The organism is Paenibacillus sp. Soil724D2 (assembly GCF_001427935.1).
In the GTDB taxonomy this organism is placed as follows: domain Bacteria; phylum Bacillota; class Bacilli; order Paenibacillales; family NBRC-103111; genus Paenibacillus_E.
This window is the reverse complement of sequence record NZ_LMRY01000004.1, coordinates 74,738-92,189: the sequence shown is the minus strand read 5'-3', so window position 1 is coordinate 92,189 and position 17,452 is coordinate 74,738. Positions and strand designations below refer to the sequence as shown.

Genomic DNA, 17,452 nt, shown 5'->3' with positions numbered 1-17,452 from the left:
GTTAACCTCCCGAACTGGAGCTTGACGAAGAGCTGAAACCACTTGATTTACCGCCAATACTACCGGAAGAGGTTGAGGTCGATTTGGAACTTGATGTTGTTCCGCCGCTCGTACTGTTTGACGATGACTTATTGGTTGTAAACGAACCTGTTCCACTTGAGGTTGTTGGTGTCTTCGTTGTGGATCGATTCGAGAATGAATTCGGTTGATAGGTTTTCGTCACATATGGTGTATTTGAACGGTAATGATAGGAACGGTGATTGCTTCCCCAACTACTCGATGAGTAAGGACTTACTGTATTAAAGATCAAATGATACAGTAATAGATCATCCCAACCAAAACCACCGCCACCAGTTACTTGGTTCACAATGATTGGGGTCGTACTTCCTCCAGAGCTCGTTGAGCTCCCCCCTGCTGCAGGTGTAGGAGACGGAGAAGGCGACGACGCTTTATTATCCGATAACACGGGTACGGGCAAACTCCAGTCAACCGAGGGGTCATAATAAGCTTTGACGTCTTCTGATGACCATTCAACTAGCTTAGATGATCCGGCTCCAGCAGCACTCGGATTAGGAGACTCTACAGCATGCGCAGATAGCAGCAGCATATGACTAACGAGCATGATGCCTATAGAAGCTGAAAGTACTTTAAGCGGTCGTTTCACTGCCTGTTCCCTCCCCCTTCTGAACCTACTGTAACCAGCAGAAGTTCAAAAACATTAAGATCTAAGTTCAATCTTCCTTCAATCATCTCATATTCCTTACCGCCAATAAGAACAAAGTTAGCTACATTTAAGGCCTGAATGAGCTGCTCATCCCACGGGCGTTCACTAATTTTTTGCAGTTGTCCGTCCACCAATTTTTCAAAAAGTGTAATATTCATCGATTCATCTTCCTCCATCCAAATCTGTATACTAAATAAAACGCGTGAACAGACCTTTTGTTTCAATTTAGTGAAAATAAATAAAGCCTATCCCTAAGGATAGACTTTATTGGATTAATATGCGACGCGTTTTGCTCGTAGAAATGTTGATTTCCAATACGGTTTATTGATATTAATAATCTGAACGCCATTCTTTGGTGCAGGTGAAGCATTTAGCATTTGCATGTTGCCTATATAAATACCTACATGTCCAACTGTTTTATTGGTTTTGAATCGACCTGGTACATAGAAAAACAATAAATCACCTTTGCGCAAGGATTTTCGGCTAACTAATTGTCCTTGCGTCGCTTGTTGACGAGCAAGCCTCGGTAGCTTTACACCATATTTTCCAAATACATATTGGGTAAACGTCGAGCAATCAAATTTTCCTGTTTGCGGATAAGGTCCTGAACCGAATAGATATTTCACACCTAAATATTGCTTGCCTTTGTTAATCATTGCATTAATATCAATGTTCTTAAGGACTGGAATTACTTCTTCATGATTAGTGGATGCCCACACTTCAAGATCACCCTCATCTTGTGGCATTGATGCCGGATTCGCTCCCGTACCTTCACCTTTGAAAGGATCCGTTGGATCATCGCCAAATTCAAGCTCCGGTATGTTACCACGGGGGTCATTGTCATCTTCACGCTCAATTGGAGCAACCGGAGCAGCATGAATCAACAATTGGCCATTTTGCACTTCATAAGACATGTCTTCTTGAAACAAATCGGCCAAAGCGGAGACTGGCAAATAGGCCGAATCCCCCTCCTTGATAAAGGGCTGGCTAACTTTGATTTCTGAACCATCCTTCATGGCTTTCGTCGAATTCATGGTCACTTCAAAGTTTGCATCATTATCGCCAATTAACAGCTTCTGATTGCCATCTTCCCAGTTTGACTGGAACTTTAGGGTTTGGATGAGTTCACGTGCGGCTACATAATTTACATTGTTAATCACCTTAATGGGCACAACTGCGTCATCATTACCTAATGTCGTTCCTTGTCCAGCTTGTGACAAACTCTGAGACTGCATATTGCTTGTACCTGACTGTGTGGTAGGATTTTGCGTTGGTGCCGCATTATAGGGGCTAACATTATTCCTCCCACAAGCGGTTGTAGTTGCCATCATGACTACTATGCTACCAATTGCTGCTACTTTTAGCCTTTTCCACATCGCTTCTATTCTCCTTTGGGGACTCATAATTATCCTCTATAGAGTGAGACAAGTGGCTTGCAAATATGCATAAAGGGCCATTTGAACAGCTTGGATCATCTTGGAAGCTTCTAGATTAGACCGAACGCTAGCTGTACCATCTCATACCGAGGGAGGGAGAGAAGAAGGTAATCCCAATCTATTTGTCGAATATGGGAATATATTGAATGAAGGAGTGATCGAAATGGCAGGTTTTTTGAATGGACTTTTAGGCAATTTTTCAGAGGTTTCCGTTGATGAGCTCACAAAGCAGTATGGCATCTATCTCATGCCCAGCGAAAAGGTGACAACAGGCTTTAAGTTAGTCCGAGATACATTTATCGTGACGGACGAAAGAATCATTCTTATTGACCATCAAGGTGTTACTGGCAAAAAAACAAGGATAGCTTCCATTGATCTTGACTCCATCTATGAGGTCACGATGGAAACAGGCGGCACAGGCTTCGATGATAGTGAATTAACGATCCATTACATTACATCTCCTTATTACAAAGCCAACAATGCTGTAACGACTTCCTATAAATTTGAGTTCGGTAAAAAATTCAACCTACAACCTTTCTATGTTGCAATTCTGACTCTAGCGACACAGAATCGTAAACGTATTAACGCTTAAATCAGAGAGACTTATTTGCACTTAAAAAAGCGTGCCCGAGAAACTCGGGCACGCTTTTAGTTGTACATATCGATTAACCGATGGAACCTTCCATCTCAAATTTAATGAGACGATTCATTTCTACGGCATATTCCATTGGAAGTTCTTTCGTGAACGGCTCGATGAAGCCCATAACGATCATTTGCGTCGCTTCAGCCTCAGTAAGTCCGCGGCTCATGAGGTAGAACAATTGGTCCTCAGATACTTTGGATACTGTTGCTTCATGCTCAAGCGTAATGTTGTCGTTCATGATTTCGTTATATGGAATCGTATCTGACGTTGACTCGTTATCGAGAATCAAGGTATCACATTTGATGTTCGCTTTGGAACCTTGGGAGTTGCGTCCGAAGGAAGCCAGACCACGGTATGTTACTTTACCACCGTGCTTGGAGATCGATTTGGATACGATCGTTGAAGTTGTGTCAGGCGCCAGATGGGTCATTTTCGCGCCAGCATCTTGGTGCTGCCCTTTACCAGCTACAGCAATGGAAAGAACCATCCCTTTAGCGCCGCGGCCTTTTAGCACAACAGCTGGGTACTTCATCGTAAGTTTGGAACCGATGTTACCATCGACCCATTCCATTGTAGCTCCTTCTTCTGCAACTGCACGTTTGGTAACGAGGTTGTAGATATTCGGTGCCCAGTTTTGAATCGTTGTGTAACGTGCACGGGAGTTCTTGAGACATACGATTTCAACTACCGCGCTATGAAGGGAGTTTGTGCTGTAAATAGGAGCTGTACAGCCCTCTACGTAGTGCACGAAGCTTTCCTCATCGGTAATGATCAAAGTACGCTCGAATTGTCCCATGTTCTCGGAGTTAATACGGAAGTAAGCCTGCAATGGAACTTCACATTTTACGCCTTTAGGGACATAAATGAAGGAACCACCGGACCATACCGCACTATTCAACGCAGCGAATTTATTGTCGCTCGGCGGAATAATAGTTCCGAAATATTGTCTAAACAGCTCTGGGTACTCACGAAGCGCCGTATCCGTATCTGTAAAGATAACGCCTTGGTCTTCTAGTTCCTTTTGCATGCTGTGGTAAACAACTTCAGATTCATACTGAGCCGATACACCAGCTAAGAATTTTTGTTCCGCTTCAGGAATACCGAGCTTGTCGAATGTCTCTTTAATTTCTGTAGGAACTTCTTCCCACGTTTTACCTTGCTTCTCAGACGGTCGTACATAGTACTGGATATCATCGAAATCCAGATCATCCATGTTTCCGCCCCAACGTGGCATTGGCATTTTGAAAAATTGCTCCAGGGATTTCAGACGAAACTCTAGCATCCACTCAGGTTCGCCTTTAATTCTGGAGATTTCTTCAACGATTTCACGAGTTAAGCCTTTACCCGATTGAAAAATCGATTTATGCTCATCTCTAAAACCATATTTATAATCCTCGAGATCTGGCATTTGTTTAGCCATGGTTAATTCCTCCTTAGAATTTTTGTGCAGCATAAACAGCTTTCTAATCTATGCATCGCTTTTGCGTTAGTTATCGGTTTTTTGAGAATGTTCAATCCCTTTGCGAAGTGCGTTCCAAGCCAGGGTTGCACATTTAATGCGTGCTGGGAATTTATTTACCCCAGATAATGCCTCAATATCTTCATATTCAAATTCGACAGGTTCGCCTTTCATCAAGCCAGAAAAATTATCGGCCATCTTCAGCGCCTCTTCGATTGTTTTACCTTTGACAGCATCCGTCATCATCGATGCGGAAGATAAGCTAATCGAACAGCCTTCGCCTGTGAACTTAGCCATTTTCACGATTCCACCTTCAACCTGCATTTGCAGCGAGATTTTATCACCACATGTTGGGTTATTCAGATCAATCGTAACGGCTTCGCCTGACTCAAACTTCCCACGGTTGCGCGGTGTTTTATAGTGATCCATAATCACTCTACGGTATAAATCATCCAATTGCATGGCCGAAGTACTCCTTTGTTTTTAGTAAGGCCATCACAAGACGGTCAATATCTGCTTCTGTATTGTACAGATAAAAGCTAGCACGAGCCGTGGAACTTACTTCAAGCCATCTCATTAAAGGCTGAGTACAATGGTGACCAGCGCGTACAGCAACTCCCTCCGCATCCAGGACGGTTGCCACATCATGAGGATGAACATCACCTAGATTGAACGTAACGAGTCCTGCACGATTAGCTGTAGGACCATAGATAGTCAGATCTTCGATCTGAGCCATCCGCTCCATCGCATAGTTCGTGAGCTGAATATCATGTTTATAAATATTGTCCATACCGACTTCTTGTAGAAAATCAATAGCCGCGCCAAGACCTACTGCTCCAGCGATGATTGGTGTTCCACCTTCAAACTTCCAAGGCAGTTCCTTCCAAGTGGACTCATAGAGATCCACATGATCAATCATTTCACCGCCAAACTCGACAGGCTCCATATTTTCTAGCAATGCCTTCTTCCCATACAATGCCCCGATTCCGGTCGGACCACACATTTTATGACCGGAAAGCGCATAGAAGTCGCAATCCAAATCCTGTACATCCACCTTCATATGCGGTGTACTTTGTGCGCCATCGACCATCATCTTCGCTCCATGTTTATGGGCGATTTGGGTGATTTCTTTGATCGGATTTACGACACCCAGAACGTTCGAAACATACACAACCGAAACGATTTTCGTACGATCAGTTATGGTTTTTTCAACATCAGTAAGCGAAATCGAACCATCAGGCTGTAAAGGAATATATTTTAAAGTAGCGCCTGTTGCCTTAGCAGCTTGCTGCCAAGGAATCAGGTTGCTGTGATGCTCCATCGGTGTAAGGACGATTTCATCGCCTTCACGCAGGACAGATTTCGCATAACTGCTTGCTACAATGTTGATTGCCGTTGTCGTGCCTCTAGTGAAAATGATTTCCTGCTCGCTGGATGCACCAATGAACTTAGCCACTTTGGCTCTAGCTCCTTCGTATGCATCCGTTGCACGGGAACCTAAGGTATGAACCCCGCGGTGAACGTTCGCATTGTCCCACTCATAGTAGTGCTTCAGCGCTTCAATCACCTGAATAGGCTTCTGGGAAGTAGCAGCACTGTCCAAGTACACCAGCGGATGACCGTTCACTTCTTGCTTCAGAATGGGAAAAAGTTCACGTATCTCGGCAGGTTTCATTGTCCTAGCTTCCTCTCCACTAAGCTTTGCAGCTGTTCTTCAACGCTCTTAATTGGAATTTCGGAAACGACTGGCGCCAAGAATCCGTAAATAATTAAGCGCTGAGCTTCTTCCTTCGTAATCCCGCGAGACATCAGATAGTGAACTTGCTCAGCATTGACTTGGCCAACACTCGCTGCATGACCAGCTTTTACATCGTCCTCATCAATAAGGAGAATCGGATTCGCATCGCCGCGTGCTTTCGGGCTAAGCATCAACACTTTTTCTGTTTGTTGACCGTTACAGCCTTGTGCTCCTTTTTCGATCTTCGTAATCCCATTGATGATCGCTGTTGAGCTATCTCTCATAACGGCACGAGTAATCATGTCGCTTGTCGAAGCTTTGCCCCAATGAACAGCGCGTGTTGTCAGGTTCAACTTCTGCTCCTGAGTTCCTACACAGATCACTTTAGCATCGGAGTCGGAACCTTTGCCTTTGAGGATCGAAGTTGTATCAGAAAGTGTGTTGCCGTAGTTCATTTCACCAACTACCCACTGAATGCTCGCATCGTTATCAATGATCGCACGCCGGTATGTCAAGTCGGTAACGGATTCTTCCAAGTTATGAACGGACGCATAGTTAACGCGAGCACCTGGCTTCACGAATACTTCAACGATTCCATTTTGTACCATTGGAACACCTGATACGGAAGATACAAAATTATCTACATAAGTAACTGAACTAAACTGTTCAGCAACAATCAAGACATGCGGCGTGAATGTAGCTTCGGCATCATCGGTTACGAATAACGCTTGAACTGGAAGGTCCACACGAACGTTTTTCGGAACATAGAGGAAAATACCACCGTTCCATAGAGCCGCGTGCAAAGCTGTTAATTGATTTTCATTTGATTCTACAGCTTTCATGAAATAAGGCTTTACAAGCTCCTCATGATCGCGAATTGCTGTTTCCAAATCGGTGAAAATAACGCCTTGCTGTTTCAATTCCGCTGATACTTGGTTGAACACGATACCGGAGTTGCGTTGTACGATCAAGTTATCGGAATTGGCTAATCCTTTGGCAACTTCGGGTAACGCATCGAGGGATGTCAAAGGAGCTTGCGTTTTATATGAACCATAGGAGGAGATGCTCCAACGGTCAATTCTCGTCTTTTCTAGTGCAGGTAATTCCAAAGAATTCGCTAACGCTAACCCTTCTGTACGAAGGGCAGTCACCCACTCCGGCTCTTGTTTGCTGCGGGAGAGCTCGATGACAGCATTAGTATCTATGGAAAGTGTTGTTTGAATGCTCATGATTTCCTCCATTTATAGGGATCTTTGATCGAAGATCAAAGTCTCTCCTTTCTGGGACCTTGGGTCGAAGACCAAAGTCTCTCCTTTAGTACTTCGGTCCTGGCGTGTTCATTGGAACTTTGAATTCTTCCGTATCTTGACCAACCGTTTCATCCACGATACCGAGTTCTTCTTTGATCCAATCGTAACCTTCCGCTTCCAGACGCTCTGCAAGCTCAGGACCACCGGATTTCACGATACGACCTTGCATCATAACATGTACAAAATCGGGTTTAACGTAGTTCAGCAAACGTTGGTAATGCGTAATGATCAAGAAGCCGCGCTCTTCGCTGCGCATAGCATTAACACCTTCAGCTACGATGCGCAATGCGTCGATATCGAGTCCGGAGTCAATTTCATCAAGGATGACAAACTTTGGCTCAAGCAAAAGCATTTGCAGAATCTCGTTACGTTTCTTCTCACCACCGGAGAAGCCTTCGTTCAGGTAACGGTGCATGAACTCTGGATTCATTTCCAGCTGCTTCATCTTCGCTTCCATTTGGCGAATGAACTTGATCAACGAAATTTCGTTGCCCTCACCGCGACGAACATTCATTGCGCTGCGCAAGAAGTCAGCGTTCGTTACACCCGTGATTTCGCTTGGATATTGCATAGCTAGGAACAAACCAGCGCGTGCTCTCTCGTCAACAGCCATTTCTAGAACATCTTCACCGTCTAATGTTACAGTGCCCTCGGTTACTTCATATTTCGGGTGACCCATCAACGCAGAAGCCAATGTACTTTTACCTGTACCGTTTGGTCCCATGATGGCATGAATTTCGCCGCCTTTGATTTCCAGGCTAAGCCCCTTCAAAATTTCCTTCCCTTCGACGTTCGCTTTTAGACCGTCTATTGTAAATGTTGATGAATTCGCCATTTCTTAAGCCTCCATAATGTGTTTGAATGTACAAGATAAACGACAATCATTTCAAATGATTATCATTGATTCTCATTAGAATAATTCTATTATAACTTACTATGCTAAATCAAGAAAGGGCATTTGCATGAAAAAGCTGGGCATTTTCTGAAAATGTTACCTTTTAATTACGCCAAAGTGCGCTTAATTTCAGCAACCCTCGCAGCAAACTCCTCATTACTCAAGACTGGAACCAAGGAAGACTCTTCCGGGATAGCTGCCCCAAGCTCAATCCATGATTTGCAGCCTATATAGGCTTGTTCGATCGGAATCTGCAAGGGTTGTACCCATGTATATACCCTTAACAGCATGATATGAAGCGGATTCTTACGTTTCCACTTTAATTTTTCTTCCGTGAAATTTTCGGTCCAAATGTGATAAGGGTACAGTTTATTCAACTGCTCTTGATCACTGACCTCAATATCTTCTACCATTCGAGCATAGCTGCTAATCGTTACGTGTGTATCCTCTGCACTCCAGCCGTTGAGGGATTCATCGATAACCCCGCGATAATCTTCCTTCAATAATTCTTTTCTCTGATGTTCATACGTCGGATAGAGAAAGAAATCAGCAGATTCCACTTGAAAATCTTTTGTTTCCTCAACAATTCCTCCCTTGCGCATAATAAATATTTGTGTCCCATCTTCCAATGCTTTAACAGCCGATGCCCATTCCTTCAGAGCCTTTGGTTTCCCCATGACGCAAACACCTCGTTCTCCTCATTAATCTTATTTATTATAAGGAATATCAAGAAGCAAAACAATGTGACATGAAGACGTGTGGCTAAACTAGAAACTCCTGTTTGACGTTAGAGACCGTCGATTCATTCAACCAATATGATCTTAGATTGATGTGTCTTAAATCGGGATTAATCGTCATCTATGCTCAATTGAGGTTGTTCGATGAATAAATCCATATGTTTGATTGAATGATGTTGTAGTAAGTGCAACAATTGGTGCCTAAATCTCGCCTCTCTCCCTTCGTTGTTGCATCATGTACAACAATTTGGTCCTATCCAGGCCATTTCGTTACAAATGGGCTCAAAATGTTGTACAAACTGCAACTTCAAGTTACAAAATAGCCTTTAGGGGTGTGAATTGTTGCAGAAAATACAACATTGGTAACCACTATGGCCCTCTCGAAAACTGAATGACCCTAATAAAGAATTATTGGGTTATGCCTATTGCCTATTTCCATCACCACTAGAGCGGGATAGTAAACCTGGGAACAGATCATCGGTAGGTTTGCGTTTTGCAAATCATTTTATTAGTCCAAAACGATGGGAGCCTCCAAGTTTCGGCTTGCGACTTGGCAGTGTACAAAACATCATTTACCGATGTAGGTACCAAAATTTTCATTACACGTAAACCGAAGAATAGTCACTTAAAGTTGCTCCATATAAGTGAATGCAGCGTAAAAAAGGGATGTCCCTACTAAACTGGGCCATCCCTTTACTCTCTTTTATTTCGAAGTTTCAGCGTAATATGTTGGTTGCATGCGCGTAAACTGATCTTGATTTTGTTTCATGGGATTAGGATCAGCAGTCGCGCTAGGAACATCAGCATCGAAAGCGATCAGGAGCAAGAAGAAGCAAGCAGCCACAATAAGCAGCAGATTCAGGATTTTCATCACAATGACATCCTCCAGAACTGTTTTGCTCCAAGTATAGCCAAGTTTCATCAAGTACATGTTTGTTCTGGTTAAAGATTTTGTAAACTTGGACTAGCCTAGGAACGACTGCAGCATCCAGCGGTGCTTTTCCAATGAAGTTTGAATGGCTAGAAGCATATCGGACGTGGTGTCATCTTGAACTTCTTCACAAGCCTGCATACCTGCTTTCAATTCTTGCGTAAGGATCGTGAAATCTTCAATAACAGCTTCGACCATTTTCGTGGCGGTTTCTGTACCTGAAGCCTCTTTTAGGGACGATATTTCCAAAAAAGCCTTCATTGTAGCTGCCGGCTGACCACCGATAGAAAGCAACCGTTCAGCCAGCTCGTCCACATGCAGGGCAGCTTCATTGTATAGCTCTTCAAATTTAACATGCAGGGTGAAAAACTGATTGCCTTTTACATACCAATGAAAGTTGTGCAGCTTGACATAAAGTAAACCCCAGTTTGCAATTTGCTTATTCAGAACAACTTGGATAGATTGGGTTAAGGACGTTGTCACCATATTAAGCCTCCTGATCTTTTATTAATTGGTTTTATTCTGTTCATGTACACGTTAATTTACGTTAGAAGCACTTATTTTATGTAATTTGTGCAACATTTCCTAAGTTAGTATTTCAAGCAGCTACATTTTGTCTTATACTAGGAAAAGACGATTAAAACACAGTAAATTAGTTGGAATTAAACAATGAACCATAGGAGGTTACTACATGTCCACTTATCATCCTTTAAGCGAAGTCCAAGCTATTGAATACGCACGTCAAATTCCAAATCTGTTTCAACCGGGCTCAGACTTAACTAGTCATGAAATCGGCGACGGCAACTTAAATCTCGTTTTTCGCATATCGGAAACAGCTACAGGAAAAAGTATTATTTTAAAACAAGCCCTTCCTTATGCCAAAGTTGTCGGGGAATCCTGGCCGTTAACGCTGGACCGCGCACGAATTGAAAGTGAAGCGCTCTTGATCGAAGAAGGCTTGAATCCAGACCTCGTACCTCACGTTTATGCCTATGATGCTGATTTAGCGCTTACCGTAATGGAAGATCTGAGTGACCATATCATTATGCGCAGAGGTTTGATTGAACGTAACCAGTACCCACTCTTTGCTGAGCATATCGGTCGCTTTCTAGCAAATACGTTATTTTTCACATCGGATCTAGGCAAGAACCAACAAGAAAAGAAAATCCAGCAGGGTCGATTTATCAACCCCGAGCTTTGCAAAATTACAGAAGACTTAATCTTCGATGATCCGTATCGCGATGCAGAAACGAACAATATCGAAGCTCACATCCGCGATGCGGCAGAAAAGCTTTGGGTAGACAGCGAGCTTCACTTTGAGATAGCTATCCTTCGCAATAAATTCCTTACGAGTGCACAAGCGCTTCTACATGGCGATCTGCACACAGGAAGCATCTTTATCAAACCTGATTCCACGAAGGTGATTGATCCAGAGTTCGCTTACTACGGGCCGATGGGCTTCGATATTGGCGCTGTACTCGGGAATCTGCTCCTTAATTACGCTGCCCAAGAGGGCTGGAGTAAAGATAGTGAGAGCCGTGCTTCCTACCGCGCGTATTTACTTCAAACCGTGAAGGACGTATGGACCCATTTCGAAACGAATTTCCGCGCGTTATGGGATGAGCACGGTGTAGATCGTGTATTCCAAACACCTGGCTATCAAAACTACTTCTTAGCCAATTTGCTGCAAGACACAATCGGATTCGCCGGAGCCAAAATGGTGCGCCGTATTGTTGGACTTGCACATGTGGCTGATATTGATAAAATCGAAGATGCAGCTGCAAGAGAGCGTGCACAGCGCTTGGCGTTAGCCATTGGCACTTCATTCATTCGTACCCATCGTCAAGTGAAATCCATCGATGAGCTTATTGCCATCGCCACCCAAGAATCTGCTGCAGAAAGAGGCTTAGTCCTATGACGAACAATAACAACAAAGATTTAGAAGTGCAAAACCTTGAGAACCAAGGTGCCTTGCAATCCTTGCGTTGGAATGGCCAGCAGCTTGATCTGCTCGATCAACGGCTGCTGCCGGAAGAGATTCTGTATTTGCCGCTGGAGACACCGATAGAGGTGTGGGAAGCCATCCGGCATTTGAAGGTTCGCGGCGCACCAGCGATAGGAATCGCCGCCGCGTATGGGGTATACCTCGGCATCCGTGAAGTGGATGCTCAGTTGGACGGGCTTCTGGCGGAAGTCCAGAAGCAAGCGGATTACCTGGCGACGTCGCGTCCGACAGCCGTGAACTTGTTCTGGGCGCTCGATCGCATGCGAGCGCAGGCTGTCGCTTTGGCAGCAGCGGGCGGAAGCCCGGCTGCCTTCAAGGAAGCTCTCCTCGACGAAGCGCAGAAGATTCAAGCCGAGGACGAGGAGACGAACCGCCTTATCGGCGAACATGCGCTAACGCTGTTCGAGGATGGGTTCGGCGTGCTGACGCACTGCAACGCCGGGGGCTTAGCAACAGCCAAGTACGGCACGGCGCTAGCGCCGTTCTATTTGGCCAAAGAAAAAGGCATGAACATCAAAGTGTTCGCAGATGAGACCCGCCCGGTGCTGCAAGGCGCACGGCTGACCGCCTTTGAACTGCAGCAAGCAGGCGTTGACGTGACACTGATCTGTGACAACATGGCCGGCGCGGTCATGTCGAAGGGCTGGATCCAGGCGGTCATCGTAGGAACAGACCGTGTAGCGGCTAACGGTGACGTCGCCAACAAAATCGGCACCTACAGCGTAGCTGTGCTGGCGAAAGCGCATGGCATACCGTTCTACGTGGCGAGCCCGCTCTCCACGATCGACCTGAATACGCCTACGGGCGGAGACATCCCCATTGAAGAGCGTCATGAGGATGAGATTACACAAGGCTTCGGTAAACGAACAGCTCCGCTAGGGGTAAAAGTGTTCAACCCAGCCTTCGACGTGACACCTAACGAATATGTGACAGCCATTATTACCGAAAAAGGCATTATACAAGCTCCTTATACGGAAAACTTGCGGAAGCTGTTCGAATAAAAATAAGGCTGTTCCCTGCGTAGATAGTTCACACTACGAGGGAACAGCCTTTTTCTTTTATACAGGGTTCAATAGTTGATCACGATATTGATTCGGAGTGACACCATGCGCTTTCTTAAAGACATAGTGCAAATAATTACTAGAAGCAAAACCATTGCTTTCCGCAATTTTGTCAAGGGTCAATGAGGTTTGAAGCAGCTCGCTGCAAACATGTTTCAAACGCACCTGTTCCAAGTATTCGCTGAACGAGATGTTCGCTTGCTCCTTAAAGATGCGCTGAAGCTGCCTCGAACTGATCTGTAAGCGTTCAGCTACTCCTTCAAGCGTCAGTGGTCTACGGAAGTTATCCTCAATGAATTGAATGGCTAGCTGATACCGATAGCTCTTCATATCACGTGCAGGCAGGTTCACACCTTGCTGGTCCGCCTTATAGGCCCCCACTGTCCTTAACAACATTTGCACAATGGACTGCTTAATGATCGTGTACTGCCCCAGCTGATTGCTTCTCCAAGCTTCATAAGCGATAAGAAAGCACTTCATGGCTTCCTGTCGGTCTAAAGCAGGGACATGAGGAAGCTCGCTCAGCTGCCTTAAGCATGCATCTGCCTCAGCAATCTCCCAAGCTTCTCCCCATGCTTCTGGGACGGGCATAGACCCTCGCTCATCTTCACCTTGATCCAGCTTTACGATATCCACATGCAGGCATAGTTCACCCATCGCTTCCCGCTCATCCGCTTCTTGGCGATGACTAACGCCTGGTGCCGTTACATAAAGCATGCCTTCTTGAAGGGGATGCGTGACGCCGTCCAGGATCACCCTGCCTTTGCCATAGGGGATGTAATGAATTTCATACTCGGAATGTTGGTGGAAATCTATGATCGTTCCTGCAGGAAAGGAGGTCAGATGACAACGCAGTACTCGAAGTCCATAAGAACCCCACCTGAAGCTTAATTCCAAGCGATCCAATGCCATTGGATTCTCGACCATGGGTTCAAAGTAAAATGGCTGACTCATCTGTAGCCCCTCCTTTTTTTCCTGCAAAAATTACTGGTTCAGTGAATCAAGTCGCACTTGTTGTTTGGTTGCAACGGAACGATTAGAAGCCTCCATCAGCTTCGTTAAATCCACAGCAAGCTCAATATTTTCAACCGCTTTTGTCCCATTTTGAATATGAGCTACCCATTGATCGAACGCAGATGGCTTCGCTTCTGGACCGTTCTCATACGCCACCCATTGCGTGCTTGCATCTGCAAGCTTTTTCGTACGAAGTAAGACTCTTCCATCATGGTCGGAATAAAGGACACTGCCATCCGTACCGTGAACTTCAATTACAAATGGTGAAAATGCGTTCACAAAACCAGCTTCTACGATGCCAAGAGCACCATTTGCATACTGGAGGGTTGCTACCGCATTATCTTCAACTTCTCTACCTGTTACGTAGCCATAAGAAGCGCTTACAGCTTCAGGCAGCCCCAACAATAAACGAGTTAAATACATAGGATGACAACCGAGATCAATAAGGGCTCCTCCGCCACATTGCTTTGCATTGTAGAAATGCTCTGGCAGCCATCCGTTCGGATTTTCATTCGTGGAAATGCCGCCATTGTGTGATAAGCGTGTTCGAACGAGTGTAATCTGGCCCAATAATTCTTTCTGGATAATTTCTTGAATCGCTAACGTATACGTTGGATTCAAACGAGGCAATGAAACTGTCAATGTCACTCCCGCTTCATTAACAGCATTCAGAATCTCATTCACTTCATGTAAGGTTGGTGCAATAACTTTTTCTGTGAAAATATGTTTACCTGCCTTCGCAGCGGCGATCATTACGTCTCGGTGTAGGTTGGTCGGTGTATCCACAACAACAGCATCAATTTCCTTATTTGCTAATAACTCTGCTAGATCTGAGTAAAAGCTCACACCGCGCTTTGCGGCTTCCGCTTGTCCACGTTCTGGAAGCTCATCCCAAACTGCAACAATCTGAGTAACTGGATGCCCCTCTACTTGTTTTGCATAGTCATTTGCATGCACGTGCCAAAAACTTAACATCGCTACTTTAATCATGTTAACCTCCAAATAAGTGACTTGGTTTCATTGTAACATGACATAACGTCCTGATAAATTTCGAATTAACGACAGAATAAGGTGCAAAATAGTGACACCTTCACTACTTGGTTACAGGCACCGCATTGTAATACTCCTCCATTGTCAAGCTTTTGGCTACCAATTCTTTCGAAACATCTATACCCACATAACGAATATGCCATGGCTCGTATTGATAACCGGTAATCGTTGATTTACCTTTGGGATAACGAATAATAAACCCGTACTCCGCCACATGTGTTTCAAGCCATTTCGCTTCCTTGGTTCCAGCGAAGCAATCTTCCGCCGCACACTTCCCATCACTGCCCGTAACATCTATGGCTAGCCCAGTTTCATGCTCACTCGTCCCAGGGACAGCACTGTACATTTTGGCTTTCTCTTCGCCGTCTTTAAGCACATAACGCTGGAAAAGAGCTTTCTGGGTTGCATAAGAGCGATATGCCGAAACTCCAGATAGGCGGATACCGTCCTTCTCAGCTCCAGCAAAGAGTTTTTCGATCGCACTTGCAGCGGCTTTACGCATTTTACGTTTTTCATTTTTCTCAGAAAAAATAAACGGAATGTCAGGATATACCAAATCAGTCGGCTCATAGCTGGAAGGCAGTGAATTTTGCTTATTTACAAGAACCGTTATACTCTCCGGTTTGGCTACAACTTGGATAGCTCCACTCTTTGGCGGAACGGTAGAGGTTGATGGGGAAGCCGTAGGAACTACTGTGGGTTTCGGGGTTACTACAGGCGATGGAGATGGGTTCGAAGAAGGTGTAGGACTTCCCAAACTAACCGGCGGAGTAGCCGTTGCAGTGGGACTACCTGAAGGAGCTACTTCCCCCTTGCTGCATCCTGTTGCTATGCTTAACGCCAAGAGTATGGCGAGCGTATATGTCGACTTGTTGTTCATGATCTTCTAGTTGCCTCCTCAAATAAAAAAAATTACACATGAATAGACTTCTGATCGCGTGCAAAAGTTGCATCGCAAATGAGAAAGGCTGCAATTTTAGGTTTTGAGCCTAAATCACAGCCTTCTTATTTTATGCGTATTCGTGTATGGTTACAAGCTTAGAATTCGTAAAATAACTTCTTTTTAATTTTCTAGCTTTGACTTGATGCAATCGCTTGTTCCAAATCATAGATAATATCTTCGATCGCTTCTGTACCAACGGATAATCGAATAAGTCCTGGAGACACACCGGCAGATACTTGTTCCTGCTCGTTCAATTGTGCATGCGTCGTACTGGCAGGATGAATAATCAATGACTTCGAATCACCGACATTCGCCAAATGCGAGAATAGTTTAACGGAATGTATCAGCTTCTTACCGGCTTCAATACCGCCTTTGATACCAAAGCTCAAAATAGCGCCTTGACCCTTCGGCAAATACTTCAGAGCAAGTTTATAGGAAGGATGGCTTTCTAAACCAGCATAACTAACCCATTCGACGGAGTCATGTGACTCTAAAAATTGAGCAACCTTAAGGGCATTGGAACTATGGCGTTCCAAACGCAGATGCAGTGTCTCAAGTCCTTGCAATAAAAGGAACGAACTGTTAGGAGATAACGAAGCCCCTAAATCTCGAAGCAGTTGAACCCGTGCTTTAATGATGTAGGCAATTGGACCGACAGCCTCGGTATAGACGACGCCGTTATAGCTTGGATCAGGCTTCGTCAAACCAGGAAATTTACCGCTTGCAGCCCAATCAAATTTACCACTATCTACAATAACACCGCCAATCGTTGTTCCATGTCCACCAATGAACTTGGTTGCGGAGTGAACAACAATATCGGCCCCGTGCTCAATCGGTCTCAGCAGGTAAGGGCTCGGGAATGTATTATCAATAATCAAAGGAATTCCATTTTCATGAGCTATAGCCGCTACAGCCTCAATATCGAGAATATCCCCTTTAGGATTACCGATTGATTCCGCATAAATGGCTTTGGTCTTGTCCGTAATCGCACCTCGGAAGTTTTCCGGATTGCTCGAATCAACGAATTTCACTTTAATGCCTAGTTTAGCTAATGTATTTGAAAATAAATTATATGTACCGCCATACAAGGCAGAAGCTGAAACGATTTCATCTCCTACCTCAGCAATGTTCAGAATGGAGAAGGTGATGGCTGCCTGACCGGATGCTACAGCAAGTGCGGCTGGGGCCCCTTCCAACGCGGCAATCCGTTTCTCAAATACATCGGTCGTAGGGTTCATTATACGCGTATAAATATTGCCAAATTCTTTGAGCGCAAATAAATTTGCAGCATGGTCCGTATCGTTAAACACATAGGACGTCGTTTGATAAATCGGTACAGCCCTTGAATTCGTCGCTGGATCAACCTGTTGACCTGCATGAATCGCTAACGTTTCCGGTAAGTACTGGCGTTCTGAATCTGACATTGCACAAGCCTCCTAGGATAAAAATAAATTGAATAATAGCAGTCATTTACATTAAATTTGATAATTCCTACTGGAATAGTAT

General features: G+C 44.7%; 17 protein-coding genes and 1 pseudogene. 3 read left to right on the top strand and 15 right to left on the bottom strand.

Annotated features, from left to right (window positions below):
• Position 1: 1 nt before the first annotated feature.
• The 3 genes from ASG85_RS06285 to ASG85_RS06275 form a co-directional block, all read right to left on the bottom strand.
• Positions 2 to 664, bottom strand: coding sequence for a hypothetical protein (locus ASG85_RS06285; protein WP_057307227.1), 663 nt, complete (start codon positions 662 to 664; stop codon positions 2 to 4).
• Positions 661 to 882 (bottom strand): hypothetical protein, encoded by a 222-nt coding sequence (locus ASG85_RS06280; protein WP_057307226.1) that lies wholly within the window; start codon positions 880 to 882, stop codon positions 661 to 663. Before ASG85_RS06280 ends, ASG85_RS06285 begins: the two co-directional genes overlap by 4 nt.
• A 114-nt stretch (positions 883 to 996) precedes the next feature.
• Positions 997 to 2,100 carry a C40 family peptidase gene (locus ASG85_RS06275; RefSeq protein ID WP_057307225.1) on the bottom strand — a complete coding sequence of 368 codons (1,104 nt, stop codon included), beginning with the start codon at positions 2,098 to 2,100 and terminating at the stop codon, positions 997 to 999.
• Positions 2,101 to 2,323: 223 nt separating this feature from the next.
• Here ASG85_RS06275 and ASG85_RS06270 point away from each other — a divergent pair, with 223 nt between their 5' ends.
• A complete protein-coding gene (locus tag ASG85_RS06270; protein WP_057307224.1) occupies positions 2,324 to 2,752 on the top strand; it encodes a PH domain-containing protein in 429 nt (142 codons plus the stop codon).
• A gap of 73 nt (positions 2,753 to 2,825) precedes the next feature.
• Here ASG85_RS06270 and sufB read toward each other — a convergent pair whose 3' ends face one another.
• The 8 genes from sufB to ASG85_RS06235 all read right to left on the bottom strand — a co-directional run bounded on the left by sufB (position 2,826) and on the right by ASG85_RS06235 (position 10,359).
• Complete coding sequence (gene sufB / locus ASG85_RS06265) at positions 2,826 to 4,223, bottom strand: Fe-S cluster assembly protein SufB (protein ID WP_056834494.1); 1,398 nt, start codon at positions 4,221 to 4,223, stop codon at positions 2,826 to 2,828.
• 66 nt (positions 4,224 to 4,289) lie between these two features.
• Positions 4,290 to 4,724 (bottom strand): Fe-S cluster assembly sulfur transfer protein SufU, encoded by a 435-nt coding sequence (gene sufU / locus ASG85_RS06260; protein ID WP_060645666.1) that lies wholly within the window; start codon positions 4,722 to 4,724, stop codon positions 4,290 to 4,292.
• Positions 4,711 to 5,937, bottom strand: coding sequence for a cysteine desulfurase (locus ASG85_RS06255; RefSeq protein WP_057307223.1), 1,227 nt, complete (start codon positions 5,935 to 5,937; stop codon positions 4,711 to 4,713). The genes sufU and ASG85_RS06255 overlap by 14 nt, the downstream gene beginning before the upstream one ends.
• Positions 5,934 to 7,229, bottom strand: a complete 1,296-nt coding sequence (gene sufD / locus ASG85_RS06250) for a Fe-S cluster assembly protein SufD (RefSeq protein WP_060645704.1) — start codon at positions 7,227 to 7,229, stop codon at positions 5,934 to 5,936. The genes ASG85_RS06255 and sufD overlap by 4 nt, the downstream gene beginning before the upstream one ends.
• Before the next feature lie 85 nt (positions 7,230 to 7,314).
• Positions 7,315 to 8,145 (bottom strand): Fe-S cluster assembly ATPase SufC, encoded by an 831-nt coding sequence (gene sufC / locus ASG85_RS06245; protein ID WP_060645665.1) that lies wholly within the window; start codon positions 8,143 to 8,145, stop codon positions 7,315 to 7,317.
• A gap of 167 nt (positions 8,146 to 8,312) precedes the next feature.
• Positions 8,313 to 8,882 (bottom strand): DUF1802 family protein, encoded by a 570-nt coding sequence (locus ASG85_RS06240; protein ID WP_060645664.1) that lies wholly within the window; start codon positions 8,880 to 8,882, stop codon positions 8,313 to 8,315.
• 763 nt (positions 8,883 to 9,645) lie between these two features.
• Entirely contained in the window at positions 9,646 to 9,816 is a 171-nt protein-coding gene (locus tag ASG85_RS37650) for a hypothetical protein (protein WP_162257239.1), read from the bottom strand.
• 90 nt (positions 9,817 to 9,906) lie between these two features.
• Positions 9,907 to 10,359, bottom strand: coding sequence for a Dps family protein (locus tag ASG85_RS06235; RefSeq protein ID WP_057307219.1), 453 nt, complete (start codon positions 10,357 to 10,359; stop codon positions 9,907 to 9,909).
• A 205-nt stretch (positions 10,360 to 10,564) separates the two neighbouring features.
• Here ASG85_RS06235 and mtnK point away from each other — a divergent pair, with 205 nt between their 5' ends.
• Both mtnK and mtnA read left to right on the top strand, forming a co-directional pair.
• Positions 10,565 to 11,791: an S-methyl-5-thioribose kinase gene (mtnK, locus tag ASG85_RS06230; RefSeq protein ID WP_060645663.1), complete on the top strand. Its 1,227-nt coding sequence runs from the start codon at positions 10,565 to 10,567 to the stop codon at positions 11,789 to 11,791.
• A complete protein-coding gene (gene mtnA / locus ASG85_RS06225; protein ID WP_057307217.1) occupies positions 11,788 to 12,879 on the top strand; it encodes an S-methyl-5-thioribose-1-phosphate isomerase in 1,092 nt (363 codons plus the stop codon). Before mtnK ends, mtnA begins: the two co-directional genes overlap by 4 nt.
• A 57-nt stretch (positions 12,880 to 12,936) precedes the next feature.
• Here the strand turns inward: mtnA and ASG85_RS06220 are convergent, their stop codons facing one another.
• The 4 genes and pseudogenes from ASG85_RS06220 to ASG85_RS06205 all read right to left on the bottom strand — a co-directional run bounded on the left by ASG85_RS06220 (position 12,937) and on the right by ASG85_RS06205 (position 17,370).
• Positions 12,937 to 13,893 (bottom strand): AraC family transcriptional regulator, encoded by a 957-nt coding sequence (locus tag ASG85_RS06220; protein ID WP_060645662.1) that lies wholly within the window; start codon positions 13,891 to 13,893, stop codon positions 12,937 to 12,939.
• A gap of 30 nt (positions 13,894 to 13,923) precedes the next feature.
• Complete coding sequence (locus tag ASG85_RS06215) at positions 13,924 to 14,943, bottom strand: Gfo/Idh/MocA family protein (protein WP_060645661.1); 1,020 nt, start codon at positions 14,941 to 14,943, stop codon at positions 13,924 to 13,926.
• A 174-nt stretch (positions 14,944 to 15,117) separates the two neighbouring features.
• Positions 15,118 to 15,505, bottom strand: a pseudogene (locus ASG85_RS39825) (D-alanyl-D-alanine carboxypeptidase family protein); the annotation flags it as partial.
• A gap of 569 nt (positions 15,506 to 16,074) precedes the next feature.
• Positions 16,075 to 17,370 (bottom strand): homocysteine synthase, encoded by a 1,296-nt coding sequence (locus ASG85_RS06205; RefSeq protein WP_057307213.1) that lies wholly within the window; start codon positions 17,368 to 17,370, stop codon positions 16,075 to 16,077.
• Positions 17,371 to 17,452 lie beyond the last annotated feature (82 nt).

Excerpts from the sequence above, each read along its gene's own strand:
- ASG85_RS06280 (WP_057307226.1), bottom strand. The coding sequence starts at position 882 with ATGAATATTACACTTTTTGAAAAATTGGTGGACGGACAACTGCAAAAA.
- ASG85_RS06275 (WP_057307225.1), bottom strand. The coding sequence starts at position 2,100 with ATGTGGAAAAGGCTAAAAGTAGCAGCAATTGGTAGCATAGTAGTCATG.
- ASG85_RS06270 (WP_057307224.1), top strand. The coding sequence starts at position 2,324 with ATGGCAGGTTTTTTGAATGGACTTTTAGGCAATTTTTCAGAGGTTTCC.
- sufB (WP_056834494.1), bottom strand. The coding sequence starts at position 4,223 with ATGGCTAAACAAATGCCAGATCTCGAGGATTATAAATATGGTTTTAGA.
- sufU (WP_060645666.1), bottom strand. The coding sequence starts at position 4,724 with ATGCAATTGGATGATTTATACCGTAGAGTGATTATGGATCACTATAAA.
- ASG85_RS06255 (WP_057307223.1), bottom strand. The coding sequence starts at position 5,937 with ATGAAACCTGCCGAGATACGTGAACTTTTTCCCATTCTGAAGCAAGAA.
- sufD (WP_060645704.1), bottom strand. The coding sequence starts at position 7,229 with ATGAGCATTCAAACAACACTTTCCATAGATACTAATGCTGTCATCGAG.
- sufC (WP_060645665.1), bottom strand. The coding sequence starts at position 8,145 with ATGGCGAATTCATCAACATTTACAATAGACGGTCTAAAAGCGAACGTC.
- ASG85_RS06240 (WP_060645664.1), bottom strand. The coding sequence starts at position 8,882 with ATGGGGAAACCAAAGGCTCTGAAGGAATGGGCATCGGCTGTTAAAGCA.
- ASG85_RS06235 (WP_057307219.1), bottom strand. The coding sequence starts at position 10,359 with ATGGTGACAACGTCCTTAACCCAATCTATCCAAGTTGTTCTGAATAAG.
- mtnK (WP_060645663.1), top strand. The coding sequence starts at position 10,565 with ATGTCCACTTATCATCCTTTAAGCGAAGTCCAAGCTATTGAATACGCA.
- mtnA (WP_057307217.1), top strand. The coding sequence starts at position 11,788 with ATGACGAACAATAACAACAAAGATTTAGAAGTGCAAAACCTTGAGAAC.
- ASG85_RS06220 (WP_060645662.1), bottom strand. The coding sequence starts at position 13,893 with ATGAGTCAGCCATTTTACTTTGAACCCATGGTCGAGAATCCAATGGCA.
- ASG85_RS06215 (WP_060645661.1), bottom strand. The coding sequence starts at position 14,943 with ATGATTAAAGTAGCGATGTTAAGTTTTTGGCACGTGCATGCAAATGAC.
- ASG85_RS06205 (WP_057307213.1), bottom strand. The coding sequence starts at position 17,370 with ATGTCAGATTCAGAACGCCAGTACTTACCGGAAACGTTAGCGATTCAT.